Annotated in this window: 16 protein-coding genes and 1 tRNA gene; 7 read left to right on the top strand and 10 right to left on the bottom strand. The window is 59.9% G+C overall.

What is annotated here, in order from left to right:
- Nucleotides 1-442 precede the first annotated feature (442 nt).
- On the top strand, nt 443-1,324 hold the full coding sequence (locus tag QP995_RS10455; RefSeq protein WP_284853187.1) for an HAD family hydrolase: 882 nt from the start codon (nt 443-445) through the stop codon (nt 1,322-1,324).
- Between the two features lie 37 nt (nt 1,325-1,361).
- On the opposite strand, the gene QP995_RS10450 is transcribed toward QP995_RS10455, so the two are convergent.
- On the bottom strand, nt 1,362-2,369 hold the full coding sequence (locus tag QP995_RS10450) for a Fic family protein (protein WP_350309322.1): 1,008 nt from the start codon (nt 2,367-2,369) through the stop codon (nt 1,362-1,364).
- Between the two features lie 204 nt (nt 2,370-2,573).
- Here QP995_RS10450 and QP995_RS10445 point away from each other — a divergent pair, with 204 nt between their 5' ends.
- Nucleotides 2,574-3,074 (top strand): phage holin family protein, encoded by a 501-nt coding sequence (locus QP995_RS10445; protein WP_016421928.1) that lies wholly within the window; start codon nt 2,574-2,576, stop codon nt 3,072-3,074.
- 93 nt (nt 3,075-3,167) lie between these two features.
- Nucleotides 3,168-4,145: an alpha/beta fold hydrolase gene (locus tag QP995_RS10440; RefSeq protein WP_070862512.1), complete on the top strand. Its 978-nt coding sequence runs from the start codon at nt 3,168-3,170 to the stop codon at nt 4,143-4,145.
- Nucleotides 4,146-4,227: 82 nt separating this feature from the next.
- Here QP995_RS10440 and QP995_RS10435 read toward each other — a convergent pair whose 3' ends face one another.
- From QP995_RS10435 to nth, 4 genes are read right to left on the bottom strand one after another with little or no spacing between them, the layout of a single operon-like run.
- Nucleotides 4,228-5,424: a MarP family serine protease gene (locus QP995_RS10435; protein ID WP_070862513.1), complete on the bottom strand. Its 1,197-nt coding sequence runs from the start codon at nt 5,422-5,424 to the stop codon at nt 4,228-4,230.
- Nucleotides 5,421-6,278, bottom strand: coding sequence for an NUDIX hydrolase (locus tag QP995_RS10430; protein WP_016421925.1), 858 nt, complete (start codon nt 6,276-6,278; stop codon nt 5,421-5,423). Before QP995_RS10430 ends, QP995_RS10435 begins: the two co-directional genes overlap by 4 nt.
- Nucleotides 6,275-7,033, bottom strand: coding sequence for a TlpA family protein disulfide reductase (locus tag QP995_RS10425; protein WP_070652843.1), 759 nt, complete (start codon nt 7,031-7,033; stop codon nt 6,275-6,277). The genes QP995_RS10430 and QP995_RS10425 overlap by 4 nt, the downstream gene beginning before the upstream one ends.
- 16 nt (nt 7,034-7,049) lie before the next feature.
- A complete protein-coding gene (gene nth / locus QP995_RS10420) occupies nt 7,050-7,982 on the bottom strand; it encodes an endonuclease III (protein WP_420921455.1) in 933 nt (310 codons plus the stop codon).
- A 500-nt stretch (nt 7,983-8,482) separates the two neighbouring features.
- Between nth and glxR the strand changes: the two genes are divergently transcribed.
- The gene (glxR, locus tag QP995_RS10415; protein ID WP_005511668.1) at nt 8,483-9,166 is read left to right on the top strand and encodes a CRP-like cAMP-activated global transcriptional regulator GlxR; all 684 of its coding nucleotides are present in this window, start codon (nt 8,483-8,485) and stop codon (nt 9,164-9,166) included.
- A gap of 607 nt (nt 9,167-9,773) precedes the next feature.
- Here glxR and QP995_RS10410 read toward each other — a convergent pair.
- From QP995_RS10410 to QP995_RS10395, 4 genes are all read right to left on the bottom strand, one after another.
- The gene (locus QP995_RS10410) at nt 9,774-10,589 is read right to left on the bottom strand and encodes an MBL fold metallo-hydrolase (protein WP_070432015.1); all 816 of its coding nucleotides are present in this window, start codon (nt 10,587-10,589) and stop codon (nt 9,774-9,776) included.
- Nucleotides 10,590-10,724: 135 nt separating this feature from the next.
- The gene (locus QP995_RS10405; protein ID WP_070549772.1) at nt 10,725-11,201 is read right to left on the bottom strand and encodes a RidA family protein; all 477 of its coding nucleotides are present in this window, start codon (nt 11,199-11,201) and stop codon (nt 10,725-10,727) included.
- A 135-nt stretch (nt 11,202-11,336) separates the two neighbouring features.
- On the bottom strand, nt 11,337-11,498 hold the full coding sequence (gene sp36, locus QP995_RS10400; RefSeq protein WP_141744780.1) for a Sp36 family protein: 162 nt from the start codon (nt 11,496-11,498) through the stop codon (nt 11,337-11,339).
- Nucleotides 11,499-11,570: 72 nt separating this feature from the next.
- The gene (locus tag QP995_RS10395; protein WP_038627417.1) at nt 11,571-11,933 is read right to left on the bottom strand and encodes a WhiB family transcriptional regulator; all 363 of its coding nucleotides are present in this window, start codon (nt 11,931-11,933) and stop codon (nt 11,571-11,573) included.
- A 370-nt stretch (nt 11,934-12,303) separates the two neighbouring features.
- Here QP995_RS10395 and QP995_RS10390 point away from each other — a divergent pair, with 370 nt between their 5' ends.
- A complete protein-coding gene (locus tag QP995_RS10390) occupies nt 12,304-14,712 on the top strand; it encodes a transglycosylase domain-containing protein (RefSeq protein WP_502869804.1) in 2,409 nt (802 codons plus the stop codon).
- An 81-nt stretch (nt 14,713-14,793) separates the two neighbouring features.
- Here QP995_RS10390 and QP995_RS10385 read toward each other — a convergent pair whose 3' ends face one another.
- On the bottom strand, nt 14,794-15,255 hold the full coding sequence (locus QP995_RS10385; protein WP_016421920.1) for a GatB/YqeY domain-containing protein: 462 nt from the start codon (nt 15,253-15,255) through the stop codon (nt 14,794-14,796).
- Nucleotides 15,256-15,294: 39 nt separating this feature from the next.
- Between QP995_RS10385 and QP995_RS10380 the strand changes: the two genes are divergently transcribed.
- Together QP995_RS10380 and QP995_RS10375 are read left to right on the top strand one after the other, a co-directional pair.
- Nucleotides 15,295-16,230, top strand: a complete 936-nt coding sequence (locus QP995_RS10380; RefSeq protein ID WP_284853185.1) for a metallophosphoesterase — start codon at nt 15,295-15,297, stop codon at nt 16,228-16,230.
- Between the two features lie 178 nt (nt 16,231-16,408).
- Nucleotides 16,409-16,485 (top strand) — tRNA-Pro (locus tag QP995_RS10375).
- The last annotated feature ends 155 nt before the right edge of the window (nt 16,486-16,640 follow it).

Here is a 16,640-nt window from a genome sequence, read left to right as displayed (position 1 = left end):
AAAGGCCCCATGAAGTAACAAACGGTGTGCCCGCCCCGCAACACGCCGAGCGGACACACTTTTTGCTACTTAACCCCGAAAAAAGGCCTGAAAGTGTCATAGACTCGCACAGTTTCACATTTGCAGCCCGCATTTTTACTACATGCCCCTCAACATTGGGCCAAAAAAGGGGCGACGCCCCGCGCCGGGGGGGGATTGGCGCGAGGCGTCTTTAACCGGCTCGGGGGGGGATTGAGCCGGGGCGGCCTCGCAGTCTGTTTCTAAAAAGAACTAGAAGGGGCCAGCCACGTCCAAGTATTACATATCACGAGGAATCTGCAAATACCTTTTAAAGGATTTAATGCCCAATATGTTCGATGTCACGATATTCGATGTCACGTCTCCCCGAGCCCGACATCCCACGTCTCCCCGAGCCCGACATCCATGGGTAAGCTCAGAGTCTATGAACACCGGCGAGAACAGGGCTTCAACAACGCCGCAGCCGCACGCTTCTACGAACACAGGCATCGTGGACGATGCTCCCGCCACCGCTAACTCTCACGTCGCTGCGTTCTTTGACCTGGATAAAACCATTATTGCCAAGAGCTCGGCATATGCGTTCAACAAGCAATTCCTCGAGCGCGGCATCATTTCGCCGACGGACATGTTGCAAATGGCACTCAGTCACGCCCTGTACATGTCACAGGGACACGATGAGGCGCAAATGGAGGCCACGCGCGAGCAGTTTTCCGCCCTTATCGCTGGTCACAGCGCCAGGGAACTGCGCCAGGTCGCGATCGAAACCCTAGAGCAGAACATCACGCCGTACATCTACGCCGAGGCCTTGGAGCTCATTCGTGAACACCGCGCACGGGGGCATCAGGTGTTCATTATCTCGGCATCGGCTCGGCAGATTGTTGAGCCCATTGCGCAGGCACTCGGTGTCTACAACGTGGTGGCCACCGAGCTGGAGGTCCGCGATGGGTTCTTCACGGGTGAAACGGAGTTCTTCTGCCGAGGCGAAAACAAGGCTGTGCAGATGCGTCGGATAGCGGAAAAGCGCCAGTTCAACCTGGCCGAATGCTTCGCATACTCGGATTCCATCACTGATGAGCCCATGCTGGCTACAGTCGGCCATCCCGTTGTGGTCAATCCCGATCGCGCTCTGCGCAAGATTGCGGCGGAGCGTGAGTGGCCTGTGCGCCAATTCCGGAATCCCGTCCCGCTGTTTCGCGCGCCGTCGAAACGCAATGCTGCAATTCTTGCCGGCGTCACACTGGCGCTTGGCGCGGGTGCGACGCTGTTGGCACTGCGCAAAAACGACGACGAGCCAAAGGCCGACTAACCCACCATCCAGCAGCCGGCCCGCCTACCCAGACCGCTTACACGGCGTCGGCGATACCGCGCGCTTCCACGGCACCGGCCTTCAGCCCCTCCAGATGCAGGAGAATCCACGCACGCAGGCCATCGGCGCTTCCCGACGCGAACCCCTCTGCGGCCTCGAAATACTCCTGGCGGTGGCGAGTCCAGTAGACCTCGGGCACGGCCAAGCCACGCGGATCCAGGCCGGTTGCGACAGTCGTCAGCCGCGAGGCGGCGCGGGCGATGATGCCGTTGTGGTACTCAAAGGGGCGCAGAGTCAGCAGCTCACCGTGCACAATCGCCGAGAGCACACCTGCGTGGATCTGGCTGCGGCCAGTGATGAAGTCACCGAGCACGTGCAGACGCTGCTCCTTCATCGCGGACGAGAGCTTGTCGTCACCGACCGGACGGCCGGCCTTCATCCGCGCCTCGGAACCGTCTTCAGTTTCACCTGCGGGCGATGCGTTCAACGCAAACTTGGCCAGCACCTGCTGCGGAGCGCGCTGCCACACGCGAGTGGTCTCGCCAATCGACTCGGGGGAAATGGTGTCGGCAACCCGCAGGGCTGCTGCGAGCACGGGGTCGGTGATATTGCCGTCGTCGGGAAGCGATGGCTCGCCGCCTTCTAGCCACGCCGATGCCCGAGCGCCACGCAGGACCGACTCGGAGCCGGTGACGTTGTGCTTGCGCAGGTTGGCCTTGTGTCGGTGGACGGCCTGGATAGCCTTGGCCGCGACATCAGCCGCGTGCGCAACGCCGTCGAGCTGCCACAGGGGCGCGAGGGGGTCCTTGGGGTCAAGCTGCGGAATAGCAGCGGCGGGAGCACTGTCAGCGCCACCGGCACCCGATTCAGATGCCTTCGCCTGCGCTGCCTCACGCTCTGCGCGCTTCTTCGCCGACACGGAGGACACACCCAGGCTCATGCCAGCTAGGCCCCCCTTTCCGGCACCGGCGCCATTGCCGACACCATTGCCAGCACCGGCGCCAATTCCATCGGCTCCACGCACGTTCTCAGGCTGATTGTTCATATCCCACACCCTAATTCTTCACCGCTAAGTAAGTGACAAACTTATATAGAAATGGTCAAAGATGAGAAAAACTTCAACGAGTTCTTGGCTTTTTCGCCCTTATGGCGCGCCCTACCCACAATCAGAGGTAGTATGGCAGTTTGTAACTGCAGTTTTAAAGTTTCAAACCATCTTTTCCAACCATCTGCGTAGGAGGAAGTACACGTGAGCAACGACGATACGAAGGGTCTCTTTACCGACGGCACCGAACCGCGTGTTACCGCTATCCCGCTGAGTGATGTGGATAGCAACGCATCGGGTGATGCTAGCGTCGGCCAGCTCGTGTCTAATGCTTCTTCGCAGATTTCCGCTCTGGTTCGCTCTGAGATTGAGCTGGCCAAGGCCGAAATTGCTGGCGAGGCTAAGAAGGGCGCAGTTGGCGGTGGCTTCTTCGCGGTTGCCGGCGTCGTCGCACTGTACTCCTCGTTCTTCTTTTTCTTCTTCCTCGGCTGGCTGCTGGATGTTTGGCTGCCAACCTGGGCTGCGTTCCTCATCGTTTTCGTTCTGATGCTGGTCATCGCCGGTGTCGCGGCACTGCTGGGTCTGAAGAAGGTCAAGTCGATCCGCAAGCCGGAGAAGACCATCGAGTCGATGCAGGAGCTGAAGGGGGTCGTGCCGTCGGGGTCGGCGAAGAAGTCTTCGCAGTCGAACGGTATGTACACCTAAAGGCTTAAAAGAAATTGGGCGGGACTTGTTGGTCTCGCCCTTTTGTCTTATTCAGTCCCGGTTTAAGCCCTTCGGAAAAGGTATTTTCCCCTCATGACCTCCCTCAGCGATTCTCTCACTGGCCCCTGGCGTCATCGTCTCATTCACGTCCGCGGCCAGCGCCTACACATCGCCGAGTGCGGCCGCCCCTCCGATCCGCTCGTGTTGTTTATTCACGGCTCGACTGGCGGTTGGTTTGAATGGCGCGAGGTTCTGCCACTGCTTAACGACGACTCGGGCGACCCCCTCCCCGTGCACGCTGTGGCTATCTCTATGCGTGGCTACGGTCAGTCCGACCGAACACCACAAGGCTACGATCCGTTTGAGGCGGCCCAGGACATCGCCTCATCGATTCGCTCGTTGGGGCACTCGACCGCGCTGCTGGTCTGTCAGGGGTTCGGCACCTGGGTGGCGTGGACGTTGGCTTCGCGGCAGCCCAATCTTGTCTCCGGAATTATTGGTTGTGGTGCTGCACATCCGAAAGTGTGGCTGAACCAGTTGAAGAGCCCGTGGTCGGAGGACTTCCGCAGTAGCCTGGCTCCTCTGCTGCGCCGTTCGTGGTGGGACTCGCGGCCACGGGTACCGCAGTTGCGTCGCAATAAGTTCAGCACGCAGGCGGCTGAGGCTCGCCAGCAGCGGCTTATTGACCGCATCGTGCGCGAGTCCATGTCCACCACCGGGCAAGGGTTTGCCGAGACCCCCGAGGGAAAACAGACCGCGGAACTCATGGCTGACAGCCTGGCCAGTGGGGCACTCCGCCCTGCACTGGCTCACATGAATTGGTGGACGCGACCGGCTCCGGCCGCTTTCCGCAAGTGGTTGAGTGCGGTGGAGGGCTCGTCGAAAAGCGATGAGCACACGGTGCTGCTCGTCGGCGAGCAGGACACTCGTACCCCACGTGCGCTAGTGGAGCTCAGCTCGAGTCACGTGCGCGTTGTGCCGGATTGTGGGCACTTCCTGCCGGCAGAGAAACCTCAGGCTGTGGTGCAGGCAATCAGGAATCACCTGCACTGGTTGCCGGAGGGGTCTTAGACTCAGGCTCGGCTGAAGCTAGCCGGAACTCTCCTGCGGTTGCAGCTGGGGCTGACCTGCCCACAGACACACAACTTTCCGCTTACCCCGCCACACACTCCTGCGTGCTGATCGCTCCGTAGTTATCCATCGCCTCATCGATGTGTGGCTGGACCTCGGCGTGCGTCAGCGCGTAACCAGTCTGGTCATTGTTCACACCGGCACCGAAGACCAAGCCCAGGATCTGGCCCTGCGGCGTAATCAGTGGGCCGCCCGAGTTACCGTGGCGCACATCTGCCTTCAGAACATAGGCCTGACGCTCGTGCCTGGTCGACGAATAAATATCCGGGCCTCGAATAATGATGTTCTCCGTCACGCGCGCAGGTGTGGCCTTAAAGGGGCCGGACTCGGGAAAGCCCAGCACTACCGCGTCATCGCCCGGACGAGCTTCCTGATCCGCCCACTGCATGGGCTCCAGGGGTAGGTCGGTGGTTCGGAGCAGTGCGACGTCGTCAAGCGGATCGTAGTGCACGACGTTCGCGTCAGCCATGCCGACCACGGTTTCCAGCCGAACAGTGGTGGCGCCAGCGACCACGTGCGCGTTTGTCAGAATCAAATCCGGCGCGATGACAAAGCCAGTACCCTGCAGCAAACGTTCGCACTGCGGGGCTTCGCCCAAGACGCGGACGATGGACGGTCGAATACTGTCGACGACACCTTGCGAAATCACATTGGGGTCGACGGGTTCATCGGGGACGTTCTGCTTGTAGCCGAATGGCGGAGCGATGGCGGGCATTCCATCATCGCGAAGCTGACGGAGGATGCCACTGAAGCCGTCGCTCCATTCGTCGGGCGCGACCTGGTCAATGAGGTTCATGCCCTTGGACTCACGCACCCAGTCGGCGAACTGCCCGGGCACGGCGGTGGCCAGCGGCACGGCAATCATCCATGTCACTACCAGCGCAGTCACGGACTGCACGATGGCACCGAGGCTCGAATCCAGGCCGACGGCCAACGGCGAGCGAATGGTATTCCGCAGCGACTGCCCTGCCACTGTTCCCACCGCATGACCAATCAACGCCAACAGAATCACCGTGCCGAGGCCCAAGAGAACCTTTCCCGACTGGTTCTCGACCTGCGCCATAGCTAGCGGCGCCAAGGGCACACCAATGACCAAGCCCAGGACAACGCCCAAAATGGCCATAATCGACGAGACGGCGCCCTGCTGCCAGCCGACGATAAGCGTGAAAATGAAAATCGCCAGCAGCGCAACGTCAAACACAGCGATTGCAGGCATCATCGTCGGCCTCCCTTCAGTACGGACAGTTTTTCACCATTAGCGGAACGCGCGAGCACTGGCAAAAGTTTCTGCACGTTGGTGTCGTCCCACGGTTCTGACCAGCCGGCCACGTCTAGCAAGTAGGACAGCACGCCGCCGGTAAAGCCCCAAACGACGAAGTCACCAACCTTAAATGCCGGTCCTGTCCAGCCGTGATAGCCCAGCATCATGCGGTTGTCCGGATTCGTCAGATGGCTAATTGGCACATTGAGCACCGATTCCGTCTCTGCAGGGTCGACCACACGCAGCGGATGCGGTGCATGCCAATACGCCAACACCGGATTGACTGCGAAGCCAGTCCGCGAAATGTCAATCGAGTCCAGCACCCGCACCGGCGTCACCGTCTCTCGGTTCAGGCCGGTTTCTTCCTCGGCTTCACGCAGCGCGGTATCGATTTCATCCACGTCCTCGGGATCGACACGACCGCCCGGAAAAGCCATCTGGCCTGCATGCTTACGCAGGGTTGTCGCCCTGTGTGTAAGCACCACGCTGGCATCCTCCGGCCGTTGGTGCGCCTCCGCATCACCGCTGATCAGCACCAACACCGCCGACCGCGCCGGATTCCGCAACGGTTTCTCCTGCGTCGAGGAGTCTCGCCGCAACTTCGCAAACGCACGCTTCACGCTTGACGACGAAGCGGAGCGACCGGCCACCTGCTGCTCCGAGTGGCCTGTTGTGGCGTGGCTGGCGCTGCTGGCGTGACCTGCCGCGTCGTGATCAGCACTGACCAGGTGCGGCGGCAAACTATTGGTCAACCACTTCGGCAGATACAGCCCCGAGCTTGCGTCACGATTCCACGACTGTCCCTGAGTCACTTCAATGCACCTCGCACGAGATCAGTAATCTGCTGCGCATCGGTGAATTCACCAGGATGAATGGTCGCCACCGTGCCATCTGCCTTAAACACCACGGTGATGGGCACAACTCGCGGTAGATTCAACGCTGGTCCGACCACGTCGACCGTGTCCGAGTAGGTCGGTAGCTTCACTCCGATTTCCTGCAGGAAGGCCTGGCCACGCCCCGCCTCGCGAGCCGCATGCACCGTCGCCACCTGCACGTCCGGATTGTCCTTGGCCCATTGCTCAATAAGCGGTAGCTCTTGGCGACACGGCGCACAGTTCCACGCCCAGACATTAAGCACTGTCGGCTTGCCCTCGACGACCTGCCCCATGTCCACCAGTTCCACTTGCCCAGCCTCGTTGTCCTGGCCTGCCGAGTCTCCCGACTCCGCCAACAGCGGCAAGCGCACACCGGTCAGTGAGCCACTACCCGCTACCGCCGCGATCTCATCCTTCGACATCGCTGGCGCTGCCGACGCACCATCCACTTCACCATCACGGCCATCGCCATCACTGCCAGCGCCATCCGCACCGACACTCACACCAGATCCGGTCCCACCACCATCGGTCTCGTCATTGCCACTAGTGGTATTCACAATCGCGAAAATCACCAGACCCACAATGCTAACTCCCGCGATGAGCAGCGTAATCAGCGATGCCGAACGGTTAACGTCCGCCTGCCGATCCTCATAGTGGCCACCATTGTGACTATGACCGCCCTGCTCATTCACGAAAAGTGCTCCTCGACTAGTCCTGTGTCGCTGTGGTGTTGCGCGCGCTATCCCCGTCGTCAAGCGCGGAAAGTTTCTCCCCACTGTAGCCGTCATTAAGACCGGCCAGGTAGAGAAGCCATTCCCTGTCGTCTGACTTAATCAACTTCTCCGCCGTCTCCGGCTCCGCCGGACCCGCGACACCATACGACGGGCAATCCGCCGCCAAGAAGCACGCCCCGCACGCCGCCCGGCGCGAATGGCACACCCGGCGACCGTGGAAAATCAGGCGATGCGAAAACCACGTCCACTCCGCGCGCGGTAGCACCTCCATCATCTCGTGCTCAACGCGCACCGGATCTTCCTGCTCTGTGAGCCCCATGCGCCGCACCAGACGCCCAAAATGCGTATCGACCGTCAAACCCGGCACCCCAAAAGCATTCCCCAGCACCACGTTTGCCGTCTTTCGCCCCACGCCCGGCAGCTTCACCAGCTCCTCCAACGTGCCCGGAACCTCGCCGCCGTGCTGCTCCATCACCCCCTGCGCAAAACCGATAATGTTGGCGGCCTTATTCCTATAGAAACCCGTCGGTCGAACGAGCTCCTCGACTTCTTCCTGATTCGCAACCGCCAAATCGGCAGGGGTGGGGTACCTAGCGAACAGCGCCGGCGTGGTCATATTCACCCGCACGTCCGTACACTGCGCCGACAGAATCGTCGCCACCGCAAGCTCATACGGATTACGAAAGTCCAGCTCACAGTGCGCATTCGGGTATGCCACCGCCAGCGTGCGGTTAATCCGCCGCGCGCGCCGCACCATACCCAGGCGCGTCTCCTTCCCCCGCGCCGCCGGATGCGCCCCCACCGCCCGACGCTTCTTCGACGTCAGGGATCCCTGCGGGTGCGTGGGCTGGGGTTTGTTTATCGTCTGATGCTTGCTTATCGACGATGCCTTGCCGGTCGTATCCATGGTCGTAGTGTATCGGCTACCCCGGATTGCAATTCGCGTGCGCACCTTTCGCGAGCTGAATCTTTAGATTCGTCCGGGATGCGGATGGAACCGGTAGCAGCTCGGGCATATTCGGTCAAAAACCAAAGAAGTCATGCCCCACCACATCTTGGAACACCGTTAGCGAATTATTAGTTATAAATACACAGTTCAGCGGCTTTTCACCAGAATTCCCCACAGGCGCAGTGGCTCTTTTGCTACAGTGGTGTTTATCACATCTTGGTGACGGCGTAGTTTTGGGATGCATCTGTAGTGGCGATTTGTCGTGAAATTCGCCCAGGGATGAACCTGCCTTGAAAGCTGGCAGCGGCGTTACCGGGAAAGACCGAAAGTAGTGGGACTAGTGGGACGGGGCAGTTTCTCTTCCTGTTTGGCCACTGCAATCTGTAGTCGAGTGCTAATTTGGCGGCTGCTGGCCTGTATTTACGGTGGTTAGTGGCCAAAGACAGGAGAATTTTACCGTGGATGACGTCAAGGAGATTCTCTCCCGGGCCGGTGTATTTCAGGGAGTCGACCAGGAGGCTGTGCAGGCCTTGCTCGGCGAGCTCGAGACGGTTCGCTTCCCGCGTGGAACCACCATCTTCAATGAGGGTGAGCCGGGCGATCGGCTCTACATCATTATTGATGGCAAGGTGAAGCTGGCTCGTCGCTCAGCCGACGGTCGTGAAAACCTGTTGACCATCATGGGCCCGTCCGACATGTTCGGCGAGCTCTCCATCTTCGACCCGGGCCCGCGCACCTCTTCGGCGGTCTGCGTCACCGAAGTTTCCGCCGCGTCCATGAGTGCCGATCAGCTGCAGGAATGGGTTGGTTCACACCCTGATGTTCCAGCTCAGCTGCTGCGCATGCTGGCCCGCCGTCTGCGCCGCACCAACAATTCGCTGGCTGACCTCATTTTCACCGACGTCCCTGGTCGCGTTGCTAAGTCCCTGCTTCAGCTGGCTAATCGCTTCGGTGTTCAAGAAGGTTCTGCTCTCCGCGTGAACCACGACCTGACTCAGGAGGAAATCGCACAGCTCGTCGGCGCCTCCCGGGAAACCGTGAACAAGGCTCTGGCAGAGTTCGCCCACCGCGGCTGGATTCGCCTTGAGGGCAAGTCCGTGCTCATCTCCGATACGGAGCGTTTGGCTCGACGCGCACGTTAGCTTGTTGCGCACGTTAGCTTGTGGCGCACGTTAGCTTGTGGCGCTTGCGGCGCTGCCCAAACGACTCACATCCCGCAGCCTCTGCTTTTGGATCCTCGGTTCCCGTAGGAGCACATGAAACGCATGAGGCTCGCGGGATTTTTGTTGTCTTCCCCCGCTGGCCTGGCATGCTGACCTGGTATGCCGGCCTGCCATGCTGACCTGGCATGCCGGCCAAGTTTGGCGCACTTATCGATGCTTTTCTGCCACTTATCGATGCTTTCCCGGCACCTATCGATGCACCATTCACCGATTTCTCCTTGCATCAATCACTTATCGATGCGCTGTTCACTTGTGCGCGCGCTATAGCTCATCGACAAGTGGATACCTCATCGATAAGTGATTGAGCTGGCCCCGACGAGGCCAACCCACCCAACCGGCACTAGCCCACCCCAACCGGCACTAGCCCAAACAAAAAGCGCGCAACCCGCAAAATTGCAGGTCACACGCTCTTTTCATGCGGTGAGTCAAGCTCAGCTTCACTCAAGCTCGGCTTCAGCCCAGTCTCAATTAAGCCCAGCCCAGACCAGCCCAGCAACCGGCCGAAGCCCAAGCCGAAGCCCAGCAATTACTCCCCGTGATCGCGCAGGTAGCGCAGGGTCACACGAGTCGACTGCTCAGCAGCATGACGCAGCACCGGATCGACATCCGTGTAAATCTCATCCACAATCTGGTCGACCGTAGCTTCGTCGCCCAGCTTGGCAACGGCATCCTTCACCTGCTGCAGGCGCAGCTTACGACGCTCAATGTACTTCTGCGTCATTACAGTGATGTCCGGCAGGTCAGCACCATGACCAGGCAGCAGACGAACACCCTTGCCGCGCGAATCCAGCATTTTCAGGGTTTCCATGTACTTACCCAGGTCGCCGTCGGTCTCCGAAATCATAGTGGTGTGGCGGCCAGCGATCGTGTCACCGGTAACGATGCCTTCAACATCATCCTCGCCATCACCAGTGTGGATGAAGTAGCAGACAGAATCAGCGGTGTGACCAGGGGTTGCCACGACCTCAATCTGCGGAGTCACTCCGTCGAGGACGATACGTTCGCCGTCGACAAGCGGATCCTGACCTCCCGCGCAGTACTGAGACTCCAGCTCACGAATCGGCGCGCCGGTGAGCTGACGGAAACGTGCGGCGCCATCAGCATGGTCGCCATGACGGTGCGTCAGCAGAATCAACGCAACGTCGCCGGCATAGCGCTGGAGGACGTTCAGGTGTCCCTCGTCCTCCGGACCCGGATCGATGACAATGCTGCGGCTATCCCCCTCAGCCTTAATAACGTAGGAGTTCGTACCCTCCAGCGAAGAGTAGCTGGGGTTCGGGCACAGAACGACGCCCACGGACTGAGAAATCTGACGCAGTTGGCTATACGCAGGATGCTCCATGTCCTCTATCCTACGTGGTTGTGCAATCCGGGGAGCGGGCTACGCCCTCCAATTCGGCTCATTTGGGTGTAAGCACGCTTTACGACGTCCCGGAGAACGCAACATCCCCACTGGTCACGGCACCAAATACAGCAGCTACTGGGCTACTTCAACGATGATCTCGACTTCCACGGGTGCGTCCAGCGGAAGCTGATTCACACCCACTGCCGAACGAGCATGCTGGCCGCGTTCGCCGAAGACGTCGCCGAAGAGTTCCGAGGCTCCATTGATAACGCCCGGCTGACCAGTGAATCCGGCGGCGGAGTTGACGAAGCCGACGACCTTGACGATGCGGACGATATTGTCGAGACCGACCTCGGCATCGACTGCGGCCAAAGCGTTGAGAGCGCAGGTGCGGGCGGCCTCCTTGGCCTCCTCAGCAGTGACTTCCGCGCCGACGTGGCCGACGTGGGTGAGCTCACCGTTTACGAATGGGAGCTGACCGGAAGTGAAAACAAGGTTGCCCGTGCGCGTTGCGGGTACGTAGGCCGCAACTGGCGCGGCAACGGCAGGCAGGGTAAACCCGAGGTCCTCGAGGGCTTGGGAAGGAGTGCGAGATTCAGAGTTGCTCATTTAAGTTAAGCCTTTCCACGGCGGCTAGGGCCGGGCGAATAAAGCCGGCCAAAGAAAGATGGCAGCCAACCGTGAGTCAGCTGCCAATCGAAAGCACAACCGCCGTTGTTAGTTAAATACTAGACACTGAGGTAATTAGTCAGTCTTCGGGCGCTTGAAGTAACCAACATGGTTTTCGCCGGTCGGGCCCGGGAGAACGGTGACGAGTTCCCAGCCGTCCTCACCAAAGTTGTCCAGGATGGCCTTGGTGTTGTGAATGAGCAGCGGTGCGGTGAAGTATTCCCATTTAGTAGTCATGGAAGCTACTTTATCTCTCCCCCAGCCTCGCGCGCTGGGGGGTTCAGTTTTACTTCGGTCTAAGTTCGGTTTTTACTTAGCCAGCTTTGCCTTGCGCTGAGCTGCGTACTGCTCAGCGTAGAAGTCGGCCCACGAAGTAATTTCCGGGTGCTCACGCAGCATTGCGCGGCGCTGACGCTCGGTCAGGCCACCCCAGACGCCGAACTCGACGCGGTTATCCAGAGCGTCGGCACGGCACTGCAGAACCACTGGGCAGTGGCGGCAGATAACTGCAGCTTCGCGCTGTGCGGCGCCGCGAACGAACAACTTATCCGGGTCAATATCGCGACACTTAGCGCGCGGGACCCACTCCTGGCGATCGCGGAAGCTCTCTACACCGAGCTCGTATTCTGGCGTAGTAGCAGTGCGGTTGCGATCTGGAATCGTGGCGGTCATTGTAGCCTCCTCGTGCCTGCGATTTTCGTTATTTCGAAATAGTTTCAACTAAATAGTGCTGAAATTTTGTTGTAAGTCTATTCACACCACCCAAATAATGTCGATTGGGTCACACTAGAAGGGTGGACGTGGCGCAGCTCTTAATATAACGATGCAGGTGGGGCAACTTTTTCCAACAAAAGCACGGGGGTGATTTGCGTCACTATGGAAATCTTTTTCCGGAAACCACTACACGACGAGTTGCGTGGTGTTGTAAGGGCATTCGTAGCGCCCCTCCCCCGCTCGCCAGGCGTTTTACTGGACTCCCCGGGCATGTCACTAGGTGGATTTTCGAAAACCCACTTCGGCTCAATCCGCCCTACCTTGTAGTGTGATTGCTGTGAATAAAGGTTCGACGCTGTTCAAGCTCTCCGTTGCCACTGTGTTGGCAGCGTTGATTGTGGCCAGCGCCCTCTTTCCTCTTGTGGGCGGCTCGGCCTACCTCGTCGCGCGCACGGCTGATGAATTCGCGTCGGCGTCGCGGTCGGTGATTTCTAAGGACGCACCGGGGGTCACCACTATTACGGATCGGAATGATGAGCCAATTGCGTGGCTCTATGATCAGCGGCGGTTTAATGTGCCGTCGGAACGCATCTCGCCAGCTATGAAGGATGCGCTGGTCAGCGTGGAGGATAGGCGCTTTTATGAGCACTCTGGTGTGGACTGGAAGGGCACTGCTCGTGCGGCGGTAAAGAACTTCATGTCTCAGTCGGTGCAGGAAGGCGCCTCCACAATTGAGCAGCAGTTGATTAAGAACCACACGCTGCTGGTGGACGCAGAGTCGGAGTCGGAGCGCCGCGCTGCTACTGCCACGGATTATGGTCGCAAGATTCGCGAGATTCGCATCGCGTTGGACCTGGAAGATGAGCTGACGAAAGACGAGATTCTGACTAAGTACCTGAACTTGGTCCCCTTCGGCAACGGCGCGTTCGGCGTGGAAGCTGCAGCTCAGACATACTTCGGCATTCCCGCGTCCGATCTGAATGTCCCGCAGGCCGCTCTGCTCGCGGGCATGGTTCAGCAGTCCTCCGGGCTCGATCCGTATACAAATCCGGAAGGTGCGCATGCACGGCGTAACGACGTGCTTGCGGCCATGGAATCCACGGGAGCAATTGGCCCGCAGGAGGCTCAGGACGCCAAGGCAGCTGATCTCGGTATTCTCCCAGAGCCTCAGCGCCTGCCGCAGGGCTGTATCGCGGCGGGCGATCGGGGTTTCTTCTGTGATTATGTGGTCTCCTACTTGGAGAACCACGGTATTGAGACCGAGAAGCTCAAGCGCGGTGGCTTCCATGTGAAGACCACACTGGACCCGCGTGTGCAGGACAGCGTGCAGGAGTCTCTGCGTCAGCAGGCATCACCGACTGCGGATGGCGCAGCCGAGGTTATGAGTTTGCTTGAGCCCGGGGATGACTCCAGGAAGTTGCTCGCGATGGCGTCGTCACGCGTATACGGCCTCGATGCGGAACAAATGCAGACCGTGCAGCCGCAGCCATTTACGCCGGTGGGCAATGGCGCGGGCTCGATTTTTAAGATTTTCGCGGCGACGTCGGCGGTGGAAAAGGGGCTTGGTATTGATACCCACTTCCCGGTGCCACGTCGTTATGAGGCCTCCGGGCTGGGCACCGGTGGCGCAGAGGGCTGCCCGCCGGGCCTGTACTGCGTGGAGAACGTAGGCAGTTTCCCACCGTCGATGTCACTGCGTGAGACGCTCGCGCGATCGCCGAATACTCCTTTTATTCAGATTTCGGAGCTGGTCGGCGTTGATGGCGTGATGGACATGGCAGTACGCCTGGGCATGCGCTCATACACGGAGCCGGGCAGTTTTGATGGCGAGTCCTCGGTGGCGGACTATGTCTCGGAGCATAAGCTCGGCTCATTCGTGCTGGGTCCGACGGCGGTGAATAACCTTGAGCTGTCCAATGTCGCTGCCACCCTGGCCAGCAATGGCCGCTGGTGCGAGCCCTCTCCAATTGAGTCGATCACGGACTCCAAGGGCAATGCGGTCAAGCTGAATGTGCCACCGTGCGAGCAGGCAGTGGAGCCGGGTGTCGCGCACGCGATCGCTAATGCGCTCAGCAATGACGCCACCGATGGCACCGCGAAGGATGCCGCGAAAGAGCTGAATTGGGAAGGCCCAGTCGCGGCTAAGACCGGTACCACCGAGTCGAACCAGTCCGCGGCATTCCTGGGCTTCACCGGCGGTCTGGCCGGATCGGTGTACGTCTACAACGACACCCCGACGGTCACGGAGCTGTGCACGTCGCCGCTGCGCCAGTGCCCAAGCGGCAACCTCTTTGGTGGTCGTGAGCCCGCGCGGACATGGTTCGGCGCAGTCGGCCCGATTATCGAGGACTACGGCGGAAAGAACCTCCCCCCATTGGATTCGGACTACGGCCTGGGCACCTCTATCACCCAAATGCCGAATGTGGTGGGCATGCAGAAGGCCGAGGCTCGGGAGACCCTTAAGAAGGCTGGCTACAAGGTCGAGGAACGTACAGTGTCCCACACGGGTGAGTCGCGCGGAATCGTGGTCGGGCTGGATCAGCCACCGCTGCTTCTCAAGGGTGGCACCGTCACAATCCGCGTGGCCGATGGCACCCGCCGTCCGACCCCGCCACCAGCGCCGTCGCCGCGACCGGAGTCGACGACGCCCCGGCCGGATCCGCTACCGCAGTTCCCTCGGCCAAACACTCCGCCAGCGCCGAGCTTGCGGGATCTGATTCCGCTGCTGCCGTTCTAGAAGCTGCCGGTTTAAAAAAAATGGCCGCGGCAACTTGCTAAAAGTCACCGCGGCACTGGAAAGAACCCCGAAGGGTCGTGATTAGCCCTGCAGGGCAGCCTTAACGGCCTCGGAAAGCCGCTTGCCATCGACCTGGCCAGCGGCCTTTTCCTTAGCCACCTTCATAACCTGGCCCATGATCTTCATGCTCGGCGCGTCATCGCCAGCAACCTCGGCCACAGATTCCGCGACGAGGTTCTTCACGGCGTCGTCGTCAAGCTGTTCCGGCTGGTAGCGGGCGAAAACCTCTGCTTCGGCGAGTTCGGCGTCGGCAAGTTCCTGACGGCCGTTCTGGGCGTACATCTCAGCGGACTCGCGACGCTTCTTGACCTCCCGCTCAATCACACGCAGCACCTCGTCATCGGTGAGCTCGTGCTTGGAGCCGGAAACCTCCTCGGTCTGGATGGCGGCCTTCAGCATGCGCAGCGCCGCAACGGTTTCCTTGTCGCGGGCCTTCATCGCGGCGGTCATATCGGAGACAATTGTGTTCTTCAGTTCACTCATACGCCCTAGATTACCGCTGTAGTTGATAGTGTCTCTGTCATGACATCGCGCGCTTTTTCCAACCAAATTCTGCGGTCTGCCGCAGCTCTCGCCACGCTTGGCTTGACGACGTTCCTCTACGCGAACCAAATCGAATTGCGTGCATTTAAACTCCACCGTGTGCAAGTTCCCGTGCTGGCACCCGGCACGCTCGCCCGGGTGGGAAAGCGCGAGGGTGAGCCTTTCCGGATTCTGCATGTCTCCGACTTCCACATGCTCCCCGACCAGAAGTTGAAGCAGAAGTGGGTTGCCAGCCTCGATGCTCTGAACCCTGACCTGGTGATTAATACCGGCGACAACCTGGGCAGCGACAAGGCCGTCCCCAGTGTCCTCGCAGCGCTCGGCCCCCTACTGAACCGTCCGGGTGCCTTCGTGTTCGGTACGAATGACTACTTCGCGCCACGGCCTGTCAATCCGCTGAAGTACCTGACAGGCAAGAAGCGCAAGCCCTCACGCGTCGAACTGCCGTGGCGCGGCATGCGCGCTGCGTTTATCGAGCACGGCTGGCAGGATGCCACCCATGCCCGGCTGGAGTTTGTGGCGGGTGGCGTGAAGGTGGCGCTGTCCGGTGTAGATGACCCTCATCACGAGTTGGAGGATTATTCGCAGATCGCCGGTGCTCCGAATGCGGATGCCGACATCGCTATCGGCCTGTCGCACTCGCCAGAGCCCCACGTGTTGGATGCTTTTGCGGAAGACGGCTACTACCTGGTGCTTTCTGGTCACACACACGGTGGCCAGGTGTGCCTGCCCGGCGGGAAGGCCATTGTGACCAACTGCGGTATCGACCGCTCGCGGGCCTCGGGGTTGTCGCGCTGGACCGAGAAGACATGGCTGCATGTCTCCAATGGCCTTGGCACTTCCCCTTACGCTCCGGTGCGCTTGTTCTGCCGCCCATCCGCGACCTTGATTGAGGTTGTGGAGCGGGATTCGTAGTTCGTAGTTCGTAGTTTGTAAGGGTGCAGTTCGTAGTTTGTAAGGGCGCGGCGGAGACCGCGGCTTGTCCCCACAGCCCGTTAAGCAGGCGTTTTGCATTCTGACTCAGCGTCGGGCTAAAGTAAGTCCTCGCAAGCACAGCACTGAGACGTATGTTCCCAGTTCGTGTCTGCGGCCTCGGGGTATGGCGCAGCTTGGTAGCGCGCTTCGTTCGGGACGAAGAGGCCGTGGGTTCAAATCCCGCTACCCCGACCAAGTAGAAACCCTCTCTCACCTGGAGTTATCCGGGCGAGGGAGGGTTTCGTCGTTGGCTGCTGAACCCTACTTTTTGCCTTAAACGACAAAATGTGTGTCTGGCTCGGCGTGTCGCGCGGGGGTTAGATTTGGCCTTTCTGGATGCCGATTGAGTG

The sequence above is a fragment of the Corynebacterium sp. MSK032 genome (genome assembly GCF_030232065.1).
Taxonomy (GTDB): domain Bacteria; phylum Actinomycetota; class Actinomycetes; order Mycobacteriales; family Mycobacteriaceae; genus Corynebacterium; species Corynebacterium jeikeium_D.
The sequence above is the reverse complement of the archived record's forward strand: the minus strand, read 5'-3'. Positions and strand labels throughout refer to the sequence as shown.